The sequence below is a fragment of the Gracilibacillus pellucidus genome, from assembly GCF_033949965.1.
Classification (GTDB): domain Bacteria; phylum Bacillota; class Bacilli; order Bacillales; family Amphibacillaceae; genus Gracilibacillus; species Gracilibacillus pellucidus.
The window spans coordinates 95,850-115,960 of sequence record NZ_JAWZSR010000009.1 but is presented as its reverse complement, the minus strand read 5'-3'; the positions used below and the strand labels follow the sequence as shown (position 1 = coordinate 115,960).

Here is a 20,111-nt window from a genome sequence, read left to right as displayed (position 1 = left end):
TTTTTGCCCCTCGCTTGGAATTCCATTTCAAAACTAATTATCACTATTATAGTATATGGGGGTGGGATTTGAATAGAAAATACGGGAATTGATGGAGGATGACACTATTACCGATTGTTGAGATGATGTTCGAATGGGAGCAAAATCGTATAGAGAAAATTAAAATATAAAAAAGAAACGTAGGGAATCTTTTTAATAAATTCTCCTACGTTTTATTTACTTAAGGATTGGTAGACCATAATCCTGCTGACTTGATAAATACACGAGGATGAAGTTTCAGTTGGGCAACGATAAGTTCAGCTAAATCCTCTGGTTGCAATACCTTTTCAGGGTTCCCGTCCGTTAATTTTTCTTTAAAAGCAAGATCTGTAGCGACAGTACTCGGTGTTAAAGCAGTAACACGAATATTGTGTTTCCGAACTTCGAGTGCTAATGACTCTGTTAAACCAAGTACGCCGAATTTAGAAGCACTATAAGCACTCGTTACTGGAGCTCCTTTTTGTCCAGCAGTAGAAGAAATATTAATAATGTCCCCACCGTTTTTTTCAATTAGCTGTGGAAGTACTGCTCTTGTTACATAGTAAGTCCCCATTAGATTTACATCAATCATTGATTTCCATTCTTCAGGCGAAAGGTCAAGAAAACTACCGAATTTTCCTATTCCTGCATTGTTGATCAAAATATCAAACTGTCCCATTTCACTGGTTAGTGAATCGACTGCCTTATTCACCTGTTCTAGTGAAGCAACGTCAGCTATAGCATAAGCTACTTTTACTCCAGTAGGCTCTATTTCTGCTACAAGACTTTTTAAATCTGCCTCTGTACGGGCCACAAGACCTAAATTAACCCCTTCCTTCGCTAGAGCGATTGCAGTCGCTTTTCCGATTCCTTTACCACTACCAGTGATTAGGGCTGTTTTTCCGTTAATAGTTTGTCCCATCAATTATTTCCTCTTTTCTATAACAATAGTTCCTTCTTTCGTTATAAATATAATTGTACAAAATCCATTCTAATATGTAAAATAACACACTTTTTTTATCATAAGTGAGCGTTTTACGGACGTTTACTTCGTGATAAAAAATAAACTTTCCTCTCTTTATGTTTATCTTACTAGGCGAGAAAACTCCCATCTTCAAGGAATGTGAAGGGCATAGCCCAGTGAGTAAGAGGGGGATGAATCGCCTTTCGGTCTTGTACGTCTATAGACGTGCAAATAGACCGAACGTGCGTTGCCCTAAACTTGATAACGTGTTCTTTGACAACTGAACCTAGGGAGTTGCATGAGGAAACGATAAAAGGCGAAAACCAAGCCATGTTCCCTCTCATGTGTAAAAGGTTCAAGATACATAAAGAAACGTCCATTCTTGGAACCGTAGGGACTACGGGGATAGCTTGATAAAGAAGAGAAACCTCTGTTGGTAAAGACATACGCTAACAAGTACGCTCTGTTCCCAAGAATCCCCCACTTCAATCGAACTCAAGGTCGATAAGTGGGGGGTAGTTCAAATTCATTACTATAAGACACTTCCTTGTCACATCTTCCCCATCTACGTAGAACAATTAATATATTCGTGTCATTTTTTCAATGTTACATCATAAATATCTATCAACAAAAACAACAAGGTAAAACCTAATGCAAAAATCATATTTGGATCATTCATTCGGCTTATGAGTAACCGAGTGAACTTCCTTTTCTGCATTTGGGTCACTCATAATATCATTAATCAAAATGCCAGGTATTTTGATTATTGTCGTCCTCTGTCAGGGCTTCATTCTCGTTGGTTTCGATCATTTCTTCAATGGTACCGCGGGCAACCAGCTTGATTACTTCTACCGTTTTGGTCTGTCTCATTCTGTTTGCGCTGTTCTTCAACTGCTGGGTTCCACCAGCGATCATATAAGATAACGGTATCTGCGACTGTTAGGTTATGACCTATGCCACCTGCCTTCAATGAAATCAGAAATATGTAAATTTATTTCAATATATTCACTTCTTTCATTTCCTCAACCACTTCATCTATAATCTTTTCCATTGTTAGTACGTGTTTTTTTATATTTTCGATCGTTTCTCTAATAGAATCAGCTTCAACAGAAATGCTCAATACAAGTAATTTACTACCCTTTGCTTTGACAGGTAAACCTTGTTGTATAGATTTATCCACTAATTTTTGACCAAAATCCGCTTTGTTTTTGACGAAAGCTTCATAATTCGGTAACTTGTTAATCTGTCTATGTGGTTTATATGGAAATGTTTCAAACCGCACTCCAATTTCTTTTAATTGTTTTTCTTTGCTATCCAACATATTCACATATGTATCAATATGTATGTTAAACGTCTGTAAAAGACCTTCATCCTGAAACGATTCACTACTCTTCCAATTACGTTTAGAGATGAGAAATAAGAAATTGCTGCGGCCCGAGCCTCCAGTTTCTCCCCAATCCAGTAGGAATTCTTTATATGTATAGAACTTCTCATGCAAAATTGTCTGCCAACATATTTTTCGTTGTATGTTATCCATCTGCTCATTACATTCTAGGCTCTGATAAGGTTGTTTTAATGGCTCATAAAAATGATGTAACTTCTGCTGAAAATCATTCATTAGATATTGGAGTGTTTTATTATGTAATTGCCAATCCCCATGTAGAAAAATTGAATAATTTAAAAATGCAAATTGTGAGTTTTTCGGCCTTACCGTAGAATCTAAAGCAAGAAAGATAAAATAGAACTCACTGTTTTCTTCTTCTGCATTAAATCTGCTTGCTATTCTAGTCTTCGCTTCCAAGGATTCATAGCGATTCGTCTGTTCCTTCCCTTCAACGGCTCCCATTTTATTTTCTATCACAATAAATGATACTTGATTGTTAGTGGTTGCACAGATAATGATATCTGGTGTTCCAATCCCCTTGCCTAATCCAACTCGTTCATTAATAGAAAAATGAGTATTTTCTGTCGTTGTAATTTCTGCCCTATTTAAAAATTCTCTTAAAAACAGGCTAGAGTCTCTGAAACAATTAACGAGAAAATCAGAAATTGTATCTTCTCTATACATAATATTTAAAGCATCAAAAACGTTCACGGTATCTACTCCTAACTTCTTATTTGGAAACTATTAAATTCTAACACACCAGATCCTGTTGGTATACAAAAAAAGGAAGAGGTCTGCCGTTTCATTACAAGAAAGTTCTTCGAAGCAAGAAAAACGAAGCTCTTTTGAGCTTCGTTTTTTCTATATATTTTCTTATTCAATAGCCTCTTTCTCAAAAACTCTCGATCGAATTAAAAATCGCTTCCCTTCTGGATTTTCCAGTGAGAACATCCCTCCTCGCCCTTCCACTACATCAATAATTAGTTGGGTATGCTTCCAATATTCATATTGATCTTTCGACATATAGAAAGGATTATCATCTACATAACCTAATAAAATATCAGCATCTCCAACTCGAAATTCTCCTCTTGGATAGCACATCGGCGAGCTTCCGTCACAGCAACCACCAGACTGATGGAACATTAAAGGACCATGCTTTTCTTTCAACAGCTCCATTAGCGCCACTGCTTCCTCCGTTGCTAAAACTCTTTCACGTTCAGTCATACACCCGCCTCCTTTCTTCAGGATTAAAAGAATCCTTTTGGATCGGTACTATAACTTACAAGCAAGTTTTTCGTTTGTTGATAATGAGATAACATCATGAGATGATTTTCTCTGCCAATTCCTGATTTTTTATAACCACCAAAGGCAGAGTGAGCAGGATAATCATGATACGTATTAGTCCAGACACGCCCTGCCTGAATACCTCGACCGAACCTGTATGCCTTATGGAAATCACGCGTCCAAACACCTGCACCTAATCCATATAATGTGTCATTCGCAATTTCCAAAACTTCTTCGTCATTTTTGAATGTAGAAACTGCAAGTACCGGACCAAATATTTCTTCTTGGAAAATTCTCATCTTATTATGACCTTTGAAAATAGTTGGCTTGACATAGAATCCTTTGGAAAACTCTCCATCTAATTGATTTCGTTCACCACCAACGAGCACCTCTGCCCCCTCTTGCTTACCGATATCTAAGTAAGACGAGATCTTTTCCATTTGCTCTGTTGATGCTTGAGCACCCATCATTGTTTCCGTGTCTAATGGATCACCAATTTTTATTGCTTTCACACGTTCAACAGCCCGTTCAATAAACGCCTCATAAATATCTTCATGAATGAAAGCACGTGAAGGACAAGTACAAACTTCGCCTTGATTTAAAGCAAACATAACTAAACCTTCAATCGCTTTATCTAAAAAGGCATCATCATCAGCCATGACATCTTTAAAGAAAATATTAGGCGATTTTCCTCCTAGTTCTAACGTAACTGGAATAATATTTTCAGAAGCATATTGCATAATGAGACGCCCTGTTGTTGTTTCACCAGTAAAGGCTATTTTCGCAATACGGCGGCTCGAAGCTAACGGTTTCCCTGCTTCTAAACCAAATCCATTTACAACATTTAGCACTCCAGGCGGAAGTAAATCATGAATAAGTTCAAGTAAGACATGAATGGATGCTGGTGTTTGCTCTGCAGGCTTCATAACAACCGCATTACCTGCCGCTAGCGCTGGAGCAAGCTTCCACGTTGCCATCAATATTGGAAAATTCCATGGAATAATTTGACCAACAACACCAAGTGGTTCGTGGAAGTGATAAGCAACTGTATCCTCATCAAGTTGACTAATCGATCCTTCTTGCGCTCGAATCGTTGCTGCAAAATAACGGAAATGATCCACAGCTAAAGGCAAGTCTGCAGCTAACGTTTCTCGTACTGCTTTACCATTATCCCATGTTTCTGCAACAGCTAGCATTTCTAAGTTTTCCTCTATTCGGTCGGCTATTTTATTTAAGATATTTGCTCGCTCTGTCGGAGATGTCTTTCCCCATGCTGGCGCAGCTTTATGGGCTGCATCTAGCGCAAGCTCTACATCGTCAGCAGTAGAACGAGCTATTTCACAAAACACTTCACCTGTAACTGGTGTTACGTTTTCAAAATATTGTCCTTTTACCGGCGCTTTCCATTCACCACCAATATAGTTGTCGTACCTTTCCTTGAAGTTTACAACGGAATCTGGTTGGTTTGGCTTTGCATACTTCATTCTTATTCCTCCCCATTTTAATATTACTTAAAGTAGGTCTCCAGCTATCTGGATAATACCTATTTAAATCATATTGATTTTTCTCTCCCTTGCCTAAAACACGGGTTCTTTGGGTTGGCGCGAACTTATCCGTACCGATGATTAATACTCCTCAACCGATTGCAATTAACTTCTTTTAGTAACCGCTTACATAATGAGATTATAGCATATGACCCTTACGTTTTCTATAAAAATCTATATTTTGTCAGAAATAACTTTTAGTATATCTATCCTCCCCAAAAGGCTCCTGGTCGAACGTGTCTATGGCCGCCCCAGCAATTATTTTCTGTTGTAAAGCCTTAATCAGATCTCCTTCAAAACTAATTATCACTATTATAGTATATGGGGGGATTGTTTAAACGTTATGTCGCTCTGCTTCAACTATTCGATGATTACTATTGATTCTATCTCTCTTTTAAGTAAATATAGGATTCACTGAGCCACGGGTGAATTACTTTTAACCGCTCTTTTCTTCTCATTAAGAAATCCACATAACTAAAAGATGCGTTTTCAATAGAAATACTTAATGATGTATGTAGATCATCGATGTATGGAGGAATACCATTTTGATCCCACTCTATTTTGTCGGCTACAAATACAACGTGATCTAATAAACTAGGATTAGCCCTTAAAGTTGTGTGGCATTCAATTGCTTCTAAAATTTTCTGATCTTTTATAAAGAAAATCTCTTCAGCTATTACTTTTGAGATTTTTTGATGGATAATCATAGGAAATTCTCTTTCTTCAGGTAAAAGGTTTACGTTTAGTAACTGTCCAACATGAATTCTTTCATTGTTCGGAACAATTCCCCCAATATCATGTAACAACCCCGCTATATACGCTGCATTTTTATCCACTTTGAACTTTATTGCTAGGTTTTCTGCCATTTGGGCTACTCTTACTGAATGCTGATAAATATGGTTACAATTATATTCATTAAATATAATCTTTACATTGTCTTCAATAGCTCCCCCTTTTCTTATCCTGTTATATAAATCTTCTAGAAAATTAGATTCGATCATCGAATTTTAGCCCCCTTGTTCATTCATTCATAACAAATATGGCAGATTAAATAAGATCCTATCTGGTTGAATATTTATGTCCATTCGTTTTTGATAACATACAGGTCCATGCGCTTACAATAAAGTTTCGCTAACAATCAGAGAGTTAGCGTCCGTTTATCCCCACTTAGCTTCCTCGTTTTTACTCGAACCTTGAATTGGGGGTTTTACGAACGTTTACACCATGATAAAAATATAAACAAAATTTTTCTCTTTTAATATTTCCTTATAAGGGATATTCATTACTATAAGAGCACTCCTTGTCACATCTTACCCATCTATGTAGAACAATTAATATATTCGTGTCATTTTTTCAATGTTACATCATAAATATCTACCAACAAAAATAGCAGCGTAAAACCTAATGCCAATATCGTCATAGTCGTATCTCCAAAGGAAAAGAAACTTCCTATCAAAATAAACAACATAAATCTAATTACACTAATTATCGTTAATGCCCAAATCATATTGCGAAAAAAATATGTAACTACCGCAAATGCTAAATTATCCGCAATTAAGGAATACGCAACTACAATCACAGACATGAATAGCAATTGCTTTATATCTAATTCGACTGAAAATATGAAACTAACTAAATTGTCAGCACCAAACACAACAAAAATAAAAAACATCAAAACAAGCGTTAGAATAAGCGAAAGAGCTAAAGAAGCGAAAATTTTAACATGCAAGGGATCTTGCTCCTCATTATCCTTTTTCGTTTGATAAGTTATAAACACAAATAACAAAATAGTACTAACCACATAAATACCTAAGAAAACAAATAGAAAATTCCACATTTTTTGTTCCTTTCACTTATTTTTGATAACTTCAGCTATGAACTTATATAACTGATCTGCTAGGATGTTAAGCCAACACCTGCTGTAACTCCATCAAATCATCAATAACAAAATCCGCTTGCACAAGTTCTTCTTCTTTCGCAAAATCAAAATTACACCCAATAGCAACCAAATTATTTTCTTTAGCCGCCTGAATATCTGATAAACGATCACCCACTACCGCTCCATTAGTAATACCATATTTGTTTACGATCACTTGCACTAAATCTGATTTATGTAAGGAATCAATTTGCTGTATACTGAATGTTTCAGTAATCCAATTATCCAAGTGATAATAACGGACTATTGCTTCTAAATAAGCTGTCAATCCATTACTAGCTATGTAAATGGAGTAGCCATTTTCTTGTAAAAACTGCAACACTTCTCTTACATGAGGGTATAATGCTCCTTTCCCGTTTCTGATATTTTCTATTAATCTATCTAGAAAATAAGCATCTGTTCGTTCTCTTTCTTCAACAGAATGATTAGGTAATAACATCTCCCAAACCTTTGGTAAAGGTACACCCATTATTTCACGGTATTTTTCAATAGGTGTATCTGCATCCCATTTATTTAAGGAGCGTAAATGGGCAAAAGTATCTTCTAGTGATAATTCTAAAATCGTTTCTGTTTGAAATAACGTTCCATCCATATCAAAAATAATAGACTGTGACATCGCTTTTTCCTTCTTTCTCTTCGATTTAAACAACCCCAGAAAAATAGATAATCGAATATACAATAAGCCCACTAACAAGCAAACTTAGCGTTACAACACTTAACAAATATTTACTAGAATCTGGCGCCATTTTTCGCTCCATGATCACACGCAATATAAATGATACGCACGGTATAATAAAAACAAACCAGCGAAGTTGCGTGTAATCACTTAGAGCAAATGGGATGATGAGTAAAGTTAATAAACGCAATCCTTTTTCTGTATACTCATGCCATTTATTCAGAAATTTTTTCTCTAATTCATGATCTTCTATTTGTTTTATTTTGATTAATTTACGGTTGATGATTTGATCTAATGCAAATATCGAGAAATAAATAATCAGCATGAACAGCATATAAACTACCCCTTGCTTTTCTGCTTATAATCTACGGTAAGCCAAATAATTAAACAAAGTAAAAAAGCAATAAACGATACCGGAATTACCCATAAGTTCGTTCCATCCAGCATAAAGCTTATCAACATTATCGCAACCGATATAACTGGTGCCATCACATAATAAGCTTTTGCACGATAAAACCACCCATAAGGGAAAAAGTGGGCACCTGTAATAATCGCAAATAATGCTATTGCATCTTCAGGACTATTCACCATCCCGATCACAATTATCGGAAAATAGATTAGTTGTGCTAGATTTAAATACAATCCTAGATTTCCTAATGGATTATTTTTCAGTTGCCAATCTGCTTTTATCAAAGTAGACAATGCAACAGCTAATGGAAACATTAATCCAGTGGAAAACAGCATAAACATATTTTTTTGTTGTATTTCAATCGATAGAGAAAATAAGATCGAAATAATTGTCCAAATAATAATGGCAGAAAGCAAAAATCCTATACCGTTTTTTCCTTTTACTGATAATTCATTTCTTGCTGTTGTTAAATTCAAAAATAGTCCTCCCTCACGGATATAACTCGCTTTTTTTCAAAAGTTCTGTCTATGAGGTGGGTTCTCACGGACATAACTCTGCCTTTTTACAATGTTATGTCTATGAGATGGGTTCTCACGGACATAACTCATCTATTATTCCTATGCTTCCCTTATAGGAATTTTCTTGCACATATATCTGGTAATGTTAGCATTCCAGCTAAGATTAACAATTAACTTTTGATTTTATAAGATTTTTCAATAATATCCCTCATTATTTTGTACCACCTCTTCTAATGAATGCTACACACTTCTATTCTAGCAATGGTACTACATTCACAACGGGTTCTTCATAGGGATGATGCTCGTTGATGACCAATTTTGCTTTATCCATATTTTCTATCGAACAACGAAACTCCATTTTACATTCAGAGCCGTAAGAGATTTCTCCCTCGGCTCCTTGAAATGGTGTGGAACCTTCTAATGGTCTCCAATATCCTTTTACAACGGAATAGGAAATAACATGATCATAGTTACCAACTTGTAAAAGGCCATGACTGTTCAATTCATTTCTTAGTTTCTCTATATTTTCTTCCGGAAGTAGCACCTCTACTTTTACATGTGTAAAATTCATAAAAATCCCTCATTCCTCCAGATAATTCAACACTCGATCCACTCGTTCCTCGACAGAACAATCTCCAACTATTCTCAATATCGGACAGGATAATTCCTTCATCCAATACTCATGTAGCACTTTACTCCTTACTTCCATTCCGGCTGTATCATATAAAGCTGCCCATTCTAAAAATGTTTGAGACTCTTCATATCTGCTACCACCAGCTAGTACTTCTTTTCCATATCGCTCAAATTCTCTGTCCTTAAGTCGCTGTAACCTGATATCTTTTGGGATTTCTAGAAATATGACGAGATCAAAATAATCTTTGAAACTATCTCCCCAGCCACAGATCGCACCTGAGAGAATCCAGTTTTTATGTGAAGTTACATCTTGTTTTAACATACTACGTCTTTCTGGCGCGGACCTTAATTCTGTATACTTGGTCTCCCATAAATAATCATCAGAATCAAGCTTTGTATGTGGTAATACGTCTGATAGAGCTTCGCCTAATGTCGATGTTCCAGAACCAGATGCTCCTAATATGTGTATGTTGTTTTTCACTGTCTTCTCCCTCCTCAAAACCATTAATTTTCCATTCCTTGTATCCGACTATTCAATAACTTCCCTTATTTATATATTCCGCAATAAAACTTTTATCATTTTCAGTTAATTCACTTGGTAAATTATCCACGGCAAAATATCTCATATCTTTCGATTCACTATAATCAATCTTTAAATCTCCACAAACATCTTTCGTATAATATACAGCAGTTACCGAATATAGTTCGTCTCCATTTTGGACTTTCAAGTAATAGTTAGAACCAGAGAATACATTCAATAATGTCAGATTTTCCACTACTAATCCTGTTTCTTCAAAAATCTCTCTTTTCGCTACCTCTTCAAAACTCTCCCCTAAATCCATTAAACCACCTGGCAATCCCCACTTCCCATCATGTCTCTCCTGTAACAATATCTCATCCTGTTCATTTATCATGATAACAACTGATCCAGGTAATATAATTGGTTTATTACCTACATACTGTCTTAGATATTTGAAGTATTCCATGAATATTTACTCCTTTTCTTTGACCAAGTAGCCTGAATGAAAAAAATTCATCTGCACTCTTTCTCTAAACTTGCTCGGTTAACTTACGTACATTTCTTTTTGATGCGGGAATCTTACGGACTCATGCACCGTGATAAAAACAGCTTAAACGATTTATCAGTCGGAGAAAGTAAATTTACTCGATAGAATGTGAGATTGTTCGTTACATGTATATCTCCTAAAGATGGTTGCCAATGTTCAAATGCACCAGCTGTTATCATTATTTTATCCTGCCCATTTTGCATAGCTAAGCTATCCTTTTTCCAAAAGTAATGGTTATCTTCTATTTTCTCGATACCCGTTCCAGCAATTACCGTACTTGAATCAACAATAAAAACTACTTGCATAAACACATCTTGTAGGTCATCAGCATGTATATGAATATTCCAGTTCTCCCCTTCTCTAATGATATCCACCCATACGCTAAACGTTTGCACATGAGTAGCTTCTCTTAATTGATGTGGAAGCAGATACCATATACTTGTATCACCACTGGTTGATTGAGGTAGTGGGCCTGTATAACCTTTTTCTAACACCGTTGATAAACGATACCCACCATCGATTTTCTTAATAGAATCAAATTCAACCACTCCTGGGGAAAAACTAGTGTATAGTTGTGTGCCTAGTAGCTTTATTTTCCCGTAACGTAAAGAAAAAAATGATGGATTCATCCCCATAATTGTCACGCTTACATCGTCTTTACGATATCTTACAGTTGGTGCTCCAAACGAAGTATGCATGCTACTATGTTTTATGTTGGCGTGATGTCCCACCATTTCCATCTTGTGTAGATTTTCTTTTATATTATAATCTTCATTAATCAATAATTCGTATGTTTTTGGTAGGTCAGCTCTTGTGATATGTTCTTGTTGAATATGGGGAAAAGTTAAATATCCGAGCATAAGATGATTATTAACAGGGCCTATATCGTTGATTTTTTCTAATGCTTGATCAGCCATCGCCATGTACTCTGAATTGGCATCCTTAAAGGCCATTAAGCGATAGATTAAGTGATATGGTGACAGATCATATGCATTACCTAAATCTTGCCGTCCTGAATAATCAGTGACTACTTCTCCATCTGGATGGACAAGATATCGCATCATATCAAGGTTTTTTCGGATATACGTAAATAATGCTGGTTTATCTAGGAGTGAAGCAGTGTAATATAAGCAAATATTACTGACGGAATTATATATGCCATTACTCCTTTCCGTCCATTCACCATCTTCAGATATATCAATTCCTTCTCGGAGCCATTCTTCTGCTCTTTGTTTTAATGCTGGATCATGAAAGATCGCATAAAGATTTGCCAGAGCGGCAGTTAAGACCCAGCGATGGTTAGGTGTATGACAACCACCAGTTAACATGGCTGGAATCGACCTTACTAAAAATAATGTCACTTTTTCAGCTAATAGATTGGCTCCATCATTTTGTAATAAATGATAGACTTGCGCAAAACCTATTACAATAAAAGCTGTATCTGGTGGTGAATGATAATTGGTCCAACCCGGTGATATTGTACCGTCTTCATGCTGTTGGTTTAACATATAATCCAGTGCATCTGTCAGTCTTTCTGCTAATGCTTGTTGATGAAAGTATGTTGAGTCTTTATTAACATACGAGCATACCCACGTCCCAATCACACTGCTTGTGCCAACATGGCTAGGGCTTGGTATACCTGTAGTTTTGTTAATAATCCCTCCGTGGTATCTACTATCTTTATCCTTCACTTGATCGGCGATATATAATGAGGTATGTTCATCATTGATACGAACAAGTTTGTTATATCCACTCATCCTTTGTTCACCTCATCCTCTTGTTTTACAATGATATGCTCTGGATGAGAAGGCAATTCGGTTAATGCAGTTCTTAAAAACGCTGGATATAGTTCCACCTCTTTCAATTGGCTGATTGGTATCCATTGAAAAACAAGTCGGTCACCTTCTGCTCCATAAAAAGGAGTCTGATCAATGACCATAGCATGATTATCCGATGTAACCGTATAATAGAAGCCAATTTCATGAAAGAGATTCTCCTCATAGGTAAAAAAATTCTCCACTACCCAAATTAAACGGCCTATTTGTACGTCTATATCTAATTCTTCGAGAAATTCTCTTTTTAGACTTGTTGGTGAATCTTCTGTTAAAGCAACTCTACCACCTGGGAGTGACCATTTCTTATCGTTAGCGCTTCTATGTAAAAGGACATGGCCGTTCTCGATCCATATTCCAGCCACTCTATAATTAAAAACGGCTTCATTTTTTTTACATACTACATCCATACTTGTTATCTCCCTTTTTGCTCATCCCATATTTTCAGCGCCTTTGCTTCTATCTCCTTCACAAGCCCATCTTTCCCCTCCATATATGAAATCATATCATCCGGGAATTGTTGTGCTAAACGCTCTTTTAATGTTCCGTAACGTTCTCGATCTTCTGGATGGCTTCGCAAATAATCTCTGAATGCTAGATGTCGGTTGATTTCATCACTACCATGCTGAAAAATATGGACATGATGTGTACGATCGTCTCCACCTTTTTGAAAATATTTTCTACCAGAGATACCATTTTCCCCTTTGCATTCATATCCGAGCTTGTTCATTTCTTGATTGAATGCGTCTACATCATCAATATTCTTAACAACGGGCATCATATCAATGACCGGTTTCGCTTGTAATCCTGGAACAGAAGTACTGCCGATATGGTGGATGGCTATCATTTCTTGTCCAAAAATAGATTGTAGTTTTTTCGCTTCTGCTTCAAACATCGATGGCCAATTTTCATTTGATGGGCAAACCTCTACTTTTCTCATGATATCTTACCATCCTCCCCAGCTTATTTTTTCGCAACCGCTTCAAACGTAATGATTTCATTCATTTTAGTCGGATATTGTCCATAAACATAATCGGAGGAGATCGTAATATCCGTGAAACCAACCTTTTCAAGTAATAGCTTAAACTCTTCTACTCCATACCAGCGGAGCGGAAAACGTTCTAACTCTGTTTGGATTAGCTCACCGTTACGCCATTTTTCATAACGATGATGGGAAATGGTATGTTGATTGATATAATCTACCTCTACTATTTTACTTTCTAATGTAATCATATGATCGTCATCAGCTTCCCATGTCCTTGTCGATACTTTGTCCATAGAGAAATCTTCTTGCAAAAAGATATCGATGATTAGCTTGCCTCCATCAGATAGATGCCGATAAAAATTTTCTAACGCTCTAATCGAATCTTCTCTTTTATGTAATAATAGGAATGTTCCGGTTGGCACAATAATAGCTTCATAGTTTGTGTCTAATGAAACGGACTCCATTTCTCCTTGGAACAATGTCGGATGTAGTCCTCTGTCTGCACAGTTTTGCTGGCATATTTTTAACATTTCATCCGATACATCAAATCCTTCAACATCTAGGCCTTTTTCTAAAAGTGGAATAAGAATACGACCTGTTCCAACCCCTGGCTCCAAAATTTTGCCTTTGCAAGTAGCTAAACGCTCATGATAAAATTCCACATCACCATATGACAGACCAATATATTTGTCTAAATCGTATACTTCTGAAGAAAGCTTACTATAGTAACCAAGCATATATTTTTATTCTCCTTTGCTTTATCATCTGCATAACAATACTCACTTTATATTAACATTAAATGGTTAAAGTTCCAATAAAGTGAGACTTGAATCAGTGGGAGTTTTTGACTCTCACTAATTGTTAGCGAAACTTATCAGGGAGTTAGCGTCCGTTTATCCCCACTTATCTTCCTCGTTTTCACTCGAACTTTGAAGTGGGGGTTTTACGGATTCATGCACCGTGATAAATACTTTGTGTTGTACTAGTAATATAATTGACGTTTTTAAAAAGGTTCCGCTCACCTATTTAGTGACCGGAACCTTTTTTCTGATACGCTATTAATTTATCTCTAATTTCTGAATCATTTACTCTTCGGCTATCTAGACAATTATATCCAACTTATCGATAATCTCATTTTAATGACAAAAGGTACATTTTTCATTTCCATATAAAGAGAGACTCCAATTAGTGCTGTGCTGTAATGAAGTCATCTATGAGGCTGATGAATGCCCTAAAATTTGAGCTTACTGTGATTCGGGCACTCATCACGCTTATGATTGACCTATATTTTGATTCTACTCCGTTTCGGCTTTTCATCAGGCAATTGCCACTTGCGCATCCCTTTTGCCATGATAAAGTCTGACTCACTAGTCGATTTCAAATCGGTAGCTCTACATACACTTCTTCTGCTTCAATAATCGTTTTAAATGTCTGTACACATCCTTCATCTGGTGCTTGCACTTCGCCATCTGCTATGTTAATTTTCCAATCATGCATCGGACAAAATACGTATTGACTTGAAACTATACCTTCTGATAATTTTCCTCCTCGATGTGGACATTTATTTTCGATTGCTTTGATGCCGTTATTCGCTAAACGAAAAACGGCTAGCTCTTTATCCCCTACCATCACTGCTTTGCCAAGGCTTATCGGGAAATCATCCATTTGTCCGATTCGTACTTTCTTCACCGTTTGTTCCATTACACGTCACCCTTTCTTCTTAGTGTGTTTGAATGTTTTGATACAGGTCCTTCACCGTTTGTTCATCTTCTATTACCGCTTGCCATGGTTCTTGATAAGCTGACAATGCGCGCTCCATCCGCTCATTCAATGCTTGGCGAACATGCTCATCCATTACTACTTCTTGCACATGTTCTAGACCTACTCGTTCAACAAATGCAGAGGTACGTTCCAAGTAGTTGGCATTTTCACGATAATATTGCAAAAATGCTGCTGTGTATGCTAATACTTCATCTTCTGTTTTCACTCTTACTAACAGTTCCGCTTGCCTTAAATCTGTACCACCATTACCACCAACATATACTTCCCAAACACCATCTAATCCGATGACACCGACATCTTTTACGCCACCTTCTGCACAATTACGTGGACAAGCGGAAACACCCATTTTTACTTTATGTGGTGTATTCAATCCTTCAAATTTCTTCTCTAACTGAATCCCCATACCGACGGAGTCTTGTGTACCGAAACGACAGAATTGTGCACCAACACATGTTTTAACCGTCCGGACTGATTTTCCGTAAGCATAGCCTGATGGCATCCCTAAATCTTTCCACACATCTGGTAAATCTTCTTTTGTAATTCCTAGTAAGTCTATTCGTTGTCCACCAGTTAACTTAATCATGCCAACTTGATATTTCTCTGCCACATCAGCAATTTTGCGTAAATCTTCTACATTTGTCACACCACCATACATTCTTGGTACAACTGAATAGGTGCCATCCTTTTGGATATTGGCATGTAACCGTTCATTGACAAAACGAGATTCGCGTTCATCCTCATAATCTGCTGCATGCACCATTCCTAAGTAATAGTTTAGTGCTGGCCGACACTTGGAACAGCCTTCCTCTGTTTTCCAACCTAGAACATTCATGACTTCTTTTGTATGGGTCAATCCTTTTTCACGAATTGCCGCTATTACTTGCTCACGAGATAAATCGGTACAACTACAGATAGTTTCACTACTGCTTTCACTATAATCATCCCCTAATGTTAATTCTAATAAATCCGTAACCATCCCTTTACATTGACCACAAGAACGAGCCGCATTCGTTACATTTTTCACTTCTTCTAATGAAGTGAGACCCTCTCGGTTAATGGCTTCGACAATCGTTCCTTTAGAAACACCATTACAACCACAAATGACTTCTTCATCTCCCATTGATTGCACAATACTTTCTTCTTCCTCCGCATTTTGCTGGCTTGCTAAATAGTCCTCAATGCTGGCATTTTTCTTCATGTAACTGAATAATTTAGCGCCTTCTTTCGTATTGCCATACAAAACAGTTCCAACGATTTTGCCTGATTGAATGACGATTTTTTTATACGTTTTCTGCCATTCATCCAATACCTTCATCGCTTTCGTATCTGCTGTCTCGTTAATAATTCCTGCTGAAAAAACATCTACACCTGATATTTTTAATTGTGTCGAAACAATAGAGCCTTTGTATCCTTGATGGTTCATGCCACAAATATGTTTCGCCAACACTTGGCCTTGTTCATATAACGGGGCAACTAAACCATAAGTTGTATGATTATGCTCCGCACACTCTCCTACCGCATAAATATTCGCTACATTTGTTTGCATAAAATCATTGACGACAATGCCTCGATTAACGGTAAGTCCTGTTTCTTTCGCAAGCTGAATATTCGGCCTTATCCCAATTGCCATCACGACTAAATCTGCCTGTATCACTTGCCCATCTTGAAATTGAATCCCTGTTACACGCTCATCTCCTAATATTTCTGTTGTTTGTTTATTAAAATGAAACTGCATCCCCTGTGTTTCTAATTCTTCTTGAAGTAATCCTGCCGCTGTTTGGTCTAGTTGTGCTTCCATCAAATAATCAGCAAGCTCGATGACATCTACTTTCATCCCTAAATTCAATAAACCACGCGCAGCTTCTAAACCTAAAAGCCCACCACCTATAACCGTTGCATGTTGATATGTTTTGGAGGTTTTGATCATCTCTTCACAATCAGCTATATCACGAAAACCAGTAACACCTTTTTTATCAGAACCTCGAATCGGTAAAATAAATGGATGTGAACCTGTCGCAATAATAAGATAGTCATATTCCGCTTCTTTTCCTTTGTCTGTAAAAACGACTTGCCGCTCCTTATCAATTTTCACAACCGTTTCTCCTGGATAAAGCAAAATATTATTGTCTTCATACCATTGCCATTCATTTAATATAATGTCCTTCAGTTCCGTATCCCCTTGTAACACATTTGATAATTGAATTCGATTATAATTCGGGTATGGCTCTTTGCCGAAGACTGTTATCTCAAAATAATCAGGTAACAACTTTATTATCTCTTCAATCGTACGAATCCCAGCCATACCATTTCCAATTAAAATAAGCTTTTGCTTTTCCATATCGCTAACCTCCTATTTCTCTTATTGCTCAACATTTCACATTTTGTATTATTATACTTGCTTCTTGTTTATTATTCTGTGATATACATCACCTTTTGCATAAAAAAACTGCACCTCCAATTGTTAGATTGTGTCTAACAATTGGGGTGCAGTTCAAATCTCCTGCTTTTTTAAAAATTAGTCATATCAAATCCGTTTAATAGATAAGTCGCAGCAATTAAAATAAGTAAGTATGCGGCAATTGTCCAATATAAATCGAATTTTGGTTTTTCCATATGAACCATAAATAAGTAAATATGAAGCACACCATAAAGCATGATAGAAAATAGATAGGTAAGAACAAAGAGATCTACTAATAAAAATCCAAAGAATAACGTTACTAAACAAAATATGATTGCAAAAGGTATGTTCACAATTGCATAATGTGTCAGCAATTGCTTATGCTCCATCTTTTTGTTCCCTGCATAAAGCAAGAATAAGTAAAGAGAGAAATAACCAACCGCAAACGTAATTATCCATGAAAGTGCCGTACTAAAGATTAACGTAAAACTAACAGTTGAAAAATAACTTAAAAGTCCTTCAAATCCAAATCGATAAAACAAGAAGGTACAAATACCTATTAACAAGGATAAAACCACCAAAATAAGTCCACTTGTTTGCATACTTATCGCTCTATTAGAACTAATAACAGCATGCGGTCGTAAAATGGAATCCAACAAAATGCTTTGTGTCTCTTTCACACTCTTCTTAAAAGCAGCATTCATCGCCGATTTTTTTTCTTCCTTTGCAACAGGCAAAGTCTCATCTGTTCCTTGCTCTACCGTATCTTCTATCTGCTCTGATTGTTCCAGATCTTGTGTATCACGATTTTCCACTTCGTCACCTCATCATTCTAAATTTACCAACAAAATACAACCTATCATTAATGAATAGTAACTTCAATAGGTAATTTCCATCATTTAGAATTAAGGGTAATATGTACTATTTATGAACAAACTACTCTCTTTTGCTCTGGATTTTTATAAATAAATCTGTTTATCTACACTTTATTTTCTTTTTCTCTCTCGTTTTGTAGATATATTTGTTTATCTACACTTTCTCACTGATTTCTTCTCCGTTTTGTAGATATATCTGTTTATCTACACTTTCTCACTGATTCACTCTCCGTTTTGTAGATATATCTGTTTATCTACACTTTCTCACTGATTTCTTCTCCGTTTTGTAGATATATCTGTTTATCTACACTTTCTCACTGATTTCCTCTCCGTTTTGTAGATATATTTGTTTATCTACACTTTCTCATTGATTCCCTTTCCGCTTTGTAGATATATTTGTTTATCTACACTTTCTCACTGATTTCTTCTCCGTTTTGTCAGTAAATCTATTTGCTAACACTCTCCCACCTATTTCTTCTCGGTTTTGTCAGCAAATCCGTTTACCAACACTTTCCACACCTATTTCCTCTCCTTTTTGTCAGCAAATCCGCCGATGCATCTTTAACCGTATTGTCTTAACTGGCGTATTGATCGACGAATGTTTACTTGATTAAATACTAACAGGAAGATACAGGTGAAAAAGATGTATATTACCCCGATAAAAAGGGAGCCTTGTAAGGGGGATAGCCATTCCATAAGAAATCCGGCTCCAATCATCGCAATCCCCATTGAACTATTTTGAAGCATGGATAATGCTCCAAATAGAAAACCTCGATTAGATGCTGGCAATATCCTCATCAAGACAGAATCAAAACAAATATTACTGATACCTCCAACGAATGTAATGAAAATAGCAATTAAAACTGCTTGCACAAAAAAGACTGACTGACTTAACAGCAGATGACCGATTCCTTCCAATAAAATCATCGAAATCCCAATAGCAATGTATTTTCCTCGCAACCATTGTGCTATCCAAGAACTTAAAACAAATCCAACACCTAATGCAGCATATATAATTCCCACACCTAAATCACCTTTGTCAAACACATCCAGTGCAATTAAATTAACTATTACATTATCCACACCATTCGCTAGGGGCATCAATAACATGACAATCACAAACGAACGTAATATAGCAACTTGAATAAGTAACCATACATTGGCGTTATCAGAGGATTTTGTGGCATGATGAACCAATTTATCTGTTTTCATTAAACGCCAAACGAATATTGCCGCAGCCGAAAGGAATAATCCATGAAAGATAAATAATACTTCTGTATTAACAAAAAAGGCTATTATACCACCCATAAGGGAACCAAAAATTAAAGTGATGCCAACAATATTTTGCTCTAACCCATTAATCTCAGCTATATTCTTCTTTTGAACTATATCAGGAATAATGGCGAAACGAATAGGTCGATAGATTGCCTCCCCACTCGCTACCATAAACGTACTCACATATAACAACCCTAATTGTTCGGAAGAGGCTGCCCATAAAGGAAGTAAAGCAAATGGCATTCTTATCATATCTGTCCAAAATAGTAATTTTGCTTTATGAAAACGATCTGCTAAATATCCGCTAAGTGGAGCTAAAATAATCGTTGGTAGAACAAGTAAGGCCATTAATATACCTAGTGCCATTCCTGATTCTGTTAAAAGATAAAGAAGTGCAAACGAGCCAACTTGAGCAAACCTTCCTCCCATTTTATTTAGTACGGAACTCCAAAAGATGATTCGATATTGTGGTTCTTCTTTTAATAATGAAAATCCTAACATCGATTTATTCCCCCCATTAATGAAATTTGA

General features: G+C 36.5%; 19 protein-coding genes and 2 pseudogenes. All 21 read right to left on the bottom strand.

What is annotated here, in order from left to right:
* Positions 1-220: 220 nt before the first annotated feature.
* Complete coding sequence (locus tag SH601_RS14480) at positions 221-940, bottom strand: 3-ketoacyl-ACP reductase (protein WP_319959055.1); 720 nt, start codon at positions 938-940, stop codon at positions 221-223.
* 780 nt (positions 941-1,720) lie between these two features.
* A pseudogene (locus SH601_RS14475) lies at positions 1,721-1,967 on the bottom strand (helicase-related protein); the annotation flags it as partial.
* A gap of 6 nt (positions 1,968-1,973) precedes the next feature.
* A complete protein-coding gene (locus SH601_RS14470; RefSeq protein ID WP_319959054.1) occupies positions 1,974-3,077 on the bottom strand; it encodes a PD-(D/E)XK nuclease family protein in 1,104 nt (367 codons plus the stop codon).
* 162 nt (positions 3,078-3,239) lie between these two features.
* Positions 3,240-3,590 carry a DUF779 domain-containing protein gene (locus SH601_RS14465; RefSeq protein ID WP_319959053.1) on the bottom strand — a complete coding sequence of 117 codons (351 nt, stop codon included), beginning with the start codon at positions 3,588-3,590 and terminating at the stop codon, positions 3,240-3,242.
* Between the two features lie 23 nt (positions 3,591-3,613).
* The gene (gene adh, locus SH601_RS14460; RefSeq protein ID WP_319959052.1) at positions 3,614-5,134 is read right to left on the bottom strand and encodes an aldehyde dehydrogenase; all 1,521 of its coding nucleotides are present in this window, start codon (positions 5,132-5,134) and stop codon (positions 3,614-3,616) included.
* Between the two features lie 443 nt (positions 5,135-5,577).
* On the bottom strand, positions 5,578-6,195 hold the full coding sequence (gene yqeK, locus SH601_RS14455) for a bis(5'-nucleosyl)-tetraphosphatase (symmetrical) YqeK (protein ID WP_319959051.1): 618 nt from the start codon (positions 6,193-6,195) through the stop codon (positions 5,578-5,580).
* Positions 6,196-6,539: 344 nt separating this feature from the next.
* The gene (locus tag SH601_RS14450) at positions 6,540-7,031 is read right to left on the bottom strand and encodes a hypothetical protein (RefSeq protein ID WP_319959050.1); all 492 of its coding nucleotides are present in this window, start codon (positions 7,029-7,031) and stop codon (positions 6,540-6,542) included.
* Between the two features lie 67 nt (positions 7,032-7,098).
* Positions 7,099-7,761 (bottom strand): annotated as a pseudogene (locus SH601_RS14445) (HAD-IA family hydrolase); the annotation flags it as partial.
* A gap of 10 nt (positions 7,762-7,771) precedes the next feature.
* The gene (locus tag SH601_RS14440; RefSeq protein WP_319959049.1) at positions 7,772-8,140 is read right to left on the bottom strand and encodes a DUF4181 domain-containing protein; all 369 of its coding nucleotides are present in this window, start codon (positions 8,138-8,140) and stop codon (positions 7,772-7,774) included.
* Positions 8,141-8,145: 5 nt separating this feature from the next.
* Positions 8,146-8,691 (bottom strand): DUF7010 family protein, encoded by a 546-nt coding sequence (locus SH601_RS14435; protein ID WP_319959048.1) that lies wholly within the window; start codon positions 8,689-8,691, stop codon positions 8,146-8,148.
* Positions 8,692-8,983: 292 nt separating this feature from the next.
* Positions 8,984-9,304 (bottom strand): YqfO family protein, encoded by a 321-nt coding sequence (locus tag SH601_RS14430; RefSeq protein WP_319959047.1) that lies wholly within the window; start codon positions 9,302-9,304, stop codon positions 8,984-8,986.
* A gap of 9 nt (positions 9,305-9,313) precedes the next feature.
* Entirely contained in the window at positions 9,314-9,847 is a 534-nt protein-coding gene (locus tag SH601_RS14425) for an ATP-binding protein (protein ID WP_319959046.1), read from the bottom strand.
* A gap of 52 nt (positions 9,848-9,899) precedes the next feature.
* Positions 9,900-10,352, bottom strand: coding sequence for an NUDIX hydrolase (locus SH601_RS14420; RefSeq protein ID WP_319959045.1), 453 nt, complete (start codon positions 10,350-10,352; stop codon positions 9,900-9,902).
* A gap of 113 nt (positions 10,353-10,465) precedes the next feature.
* On the bottom strand, positions 10,466-12,190 hold the full coding sequence (locus tag SH601_RS14415) for a prenyltransferase/squalene oxidase repeat-containing protein (RefSeq protein ID WP_319959044.1): 1,725 nt from the start codon (positions 12,188-12,190) through the stop codon (positions 10,466-10,468).
* Entirely contained in the window at positions 12,187-12,675 is a 489-nt protein-coding gene (locus SH601_RS14410; protein WP_319959043.1) for an NUDIX hydrolase, read from the bottom strand. The genes SH601_RS14415 and SH601_RS14410 overlap by 4 nt, the downstream gene beginning before the upstream one ends.
* Before the next feature lie 5 nt (positions 12,676-12,680).
* On the bottom strand, positions 12,681-13,205 hold the full coding sequence (locus SH601_RS14405) for a GrpB family protein (RefSeq protein ID WP_319959042.1): 525 nt from the start codon (positions 13,203-13,205) through the stop codon (positions 12,681-12,683).
* Positions 13,206-13,228: 23 nt separating this feature from the next.
* Positions 13,229-13,987, bottom strand: coding sequence for a class I SAM-dependent methyltransferase (locus SH601_RS14400; protein ID WP_319959041.1), 759 nt, complete (start codon positions 13,985-13,987; stop codon positions 13,229-13,231).
* 640 nt (positions 13,988-14,627) lie between these two features.
* Positions 14,628-14,951: a nitrite reductase small subunit NirD gene (nirD, locus tag SH601_RS14395; RefSeq protein ID WP_319959040.1), complete on the bottom strand. Its 324-nt coding sequence runs from the start codon at positions 14,949-14,951 to the stop codon at positions 14,628-14,630.
* A 19-nt stretch (positions 14,952-14,970) separates the two neighbouring features.
* On the bottom strand, positions 14,971-17,370 hold the full coding sequence (gene nirB, locus SH601_RS14390; protein WP_319959039.1) for a nitrite reductase large subunit NirB: 2,400 nt from the start codon (positions 17,368-17,370) through the stop codon (positions 14,971-14,973).
* Positions 17,371-17,540: 170 nt separating this feature from the next.
* Positions 17,541-18,245 carry a hypothetical protein gene (locus tag SH601_RS14385; protein WP_319959038.1) on the bottom strand — a complete coding sequence of 235 codons (705 nt, stop codon included), beginning with the start codon at positions 18,243-18,245 and terminating at the stop codon, positions 17,541-17,543.
* A gap of 621 nt (positions 18,246-18,866) precedes the next feature.
* On the bottom strand, positions 18,867-20,081 hold the full coding sequence (locus tag SH601_RS14380; protein ID WP_319959037.1) for an MFS transporter: 1,215 nt from the start codon (positions 20,079-20,081) through the stop codon (positions 18,867-18,869).
* Positions 20,082-20,111 lie beyond the last annotated feature (30 nt).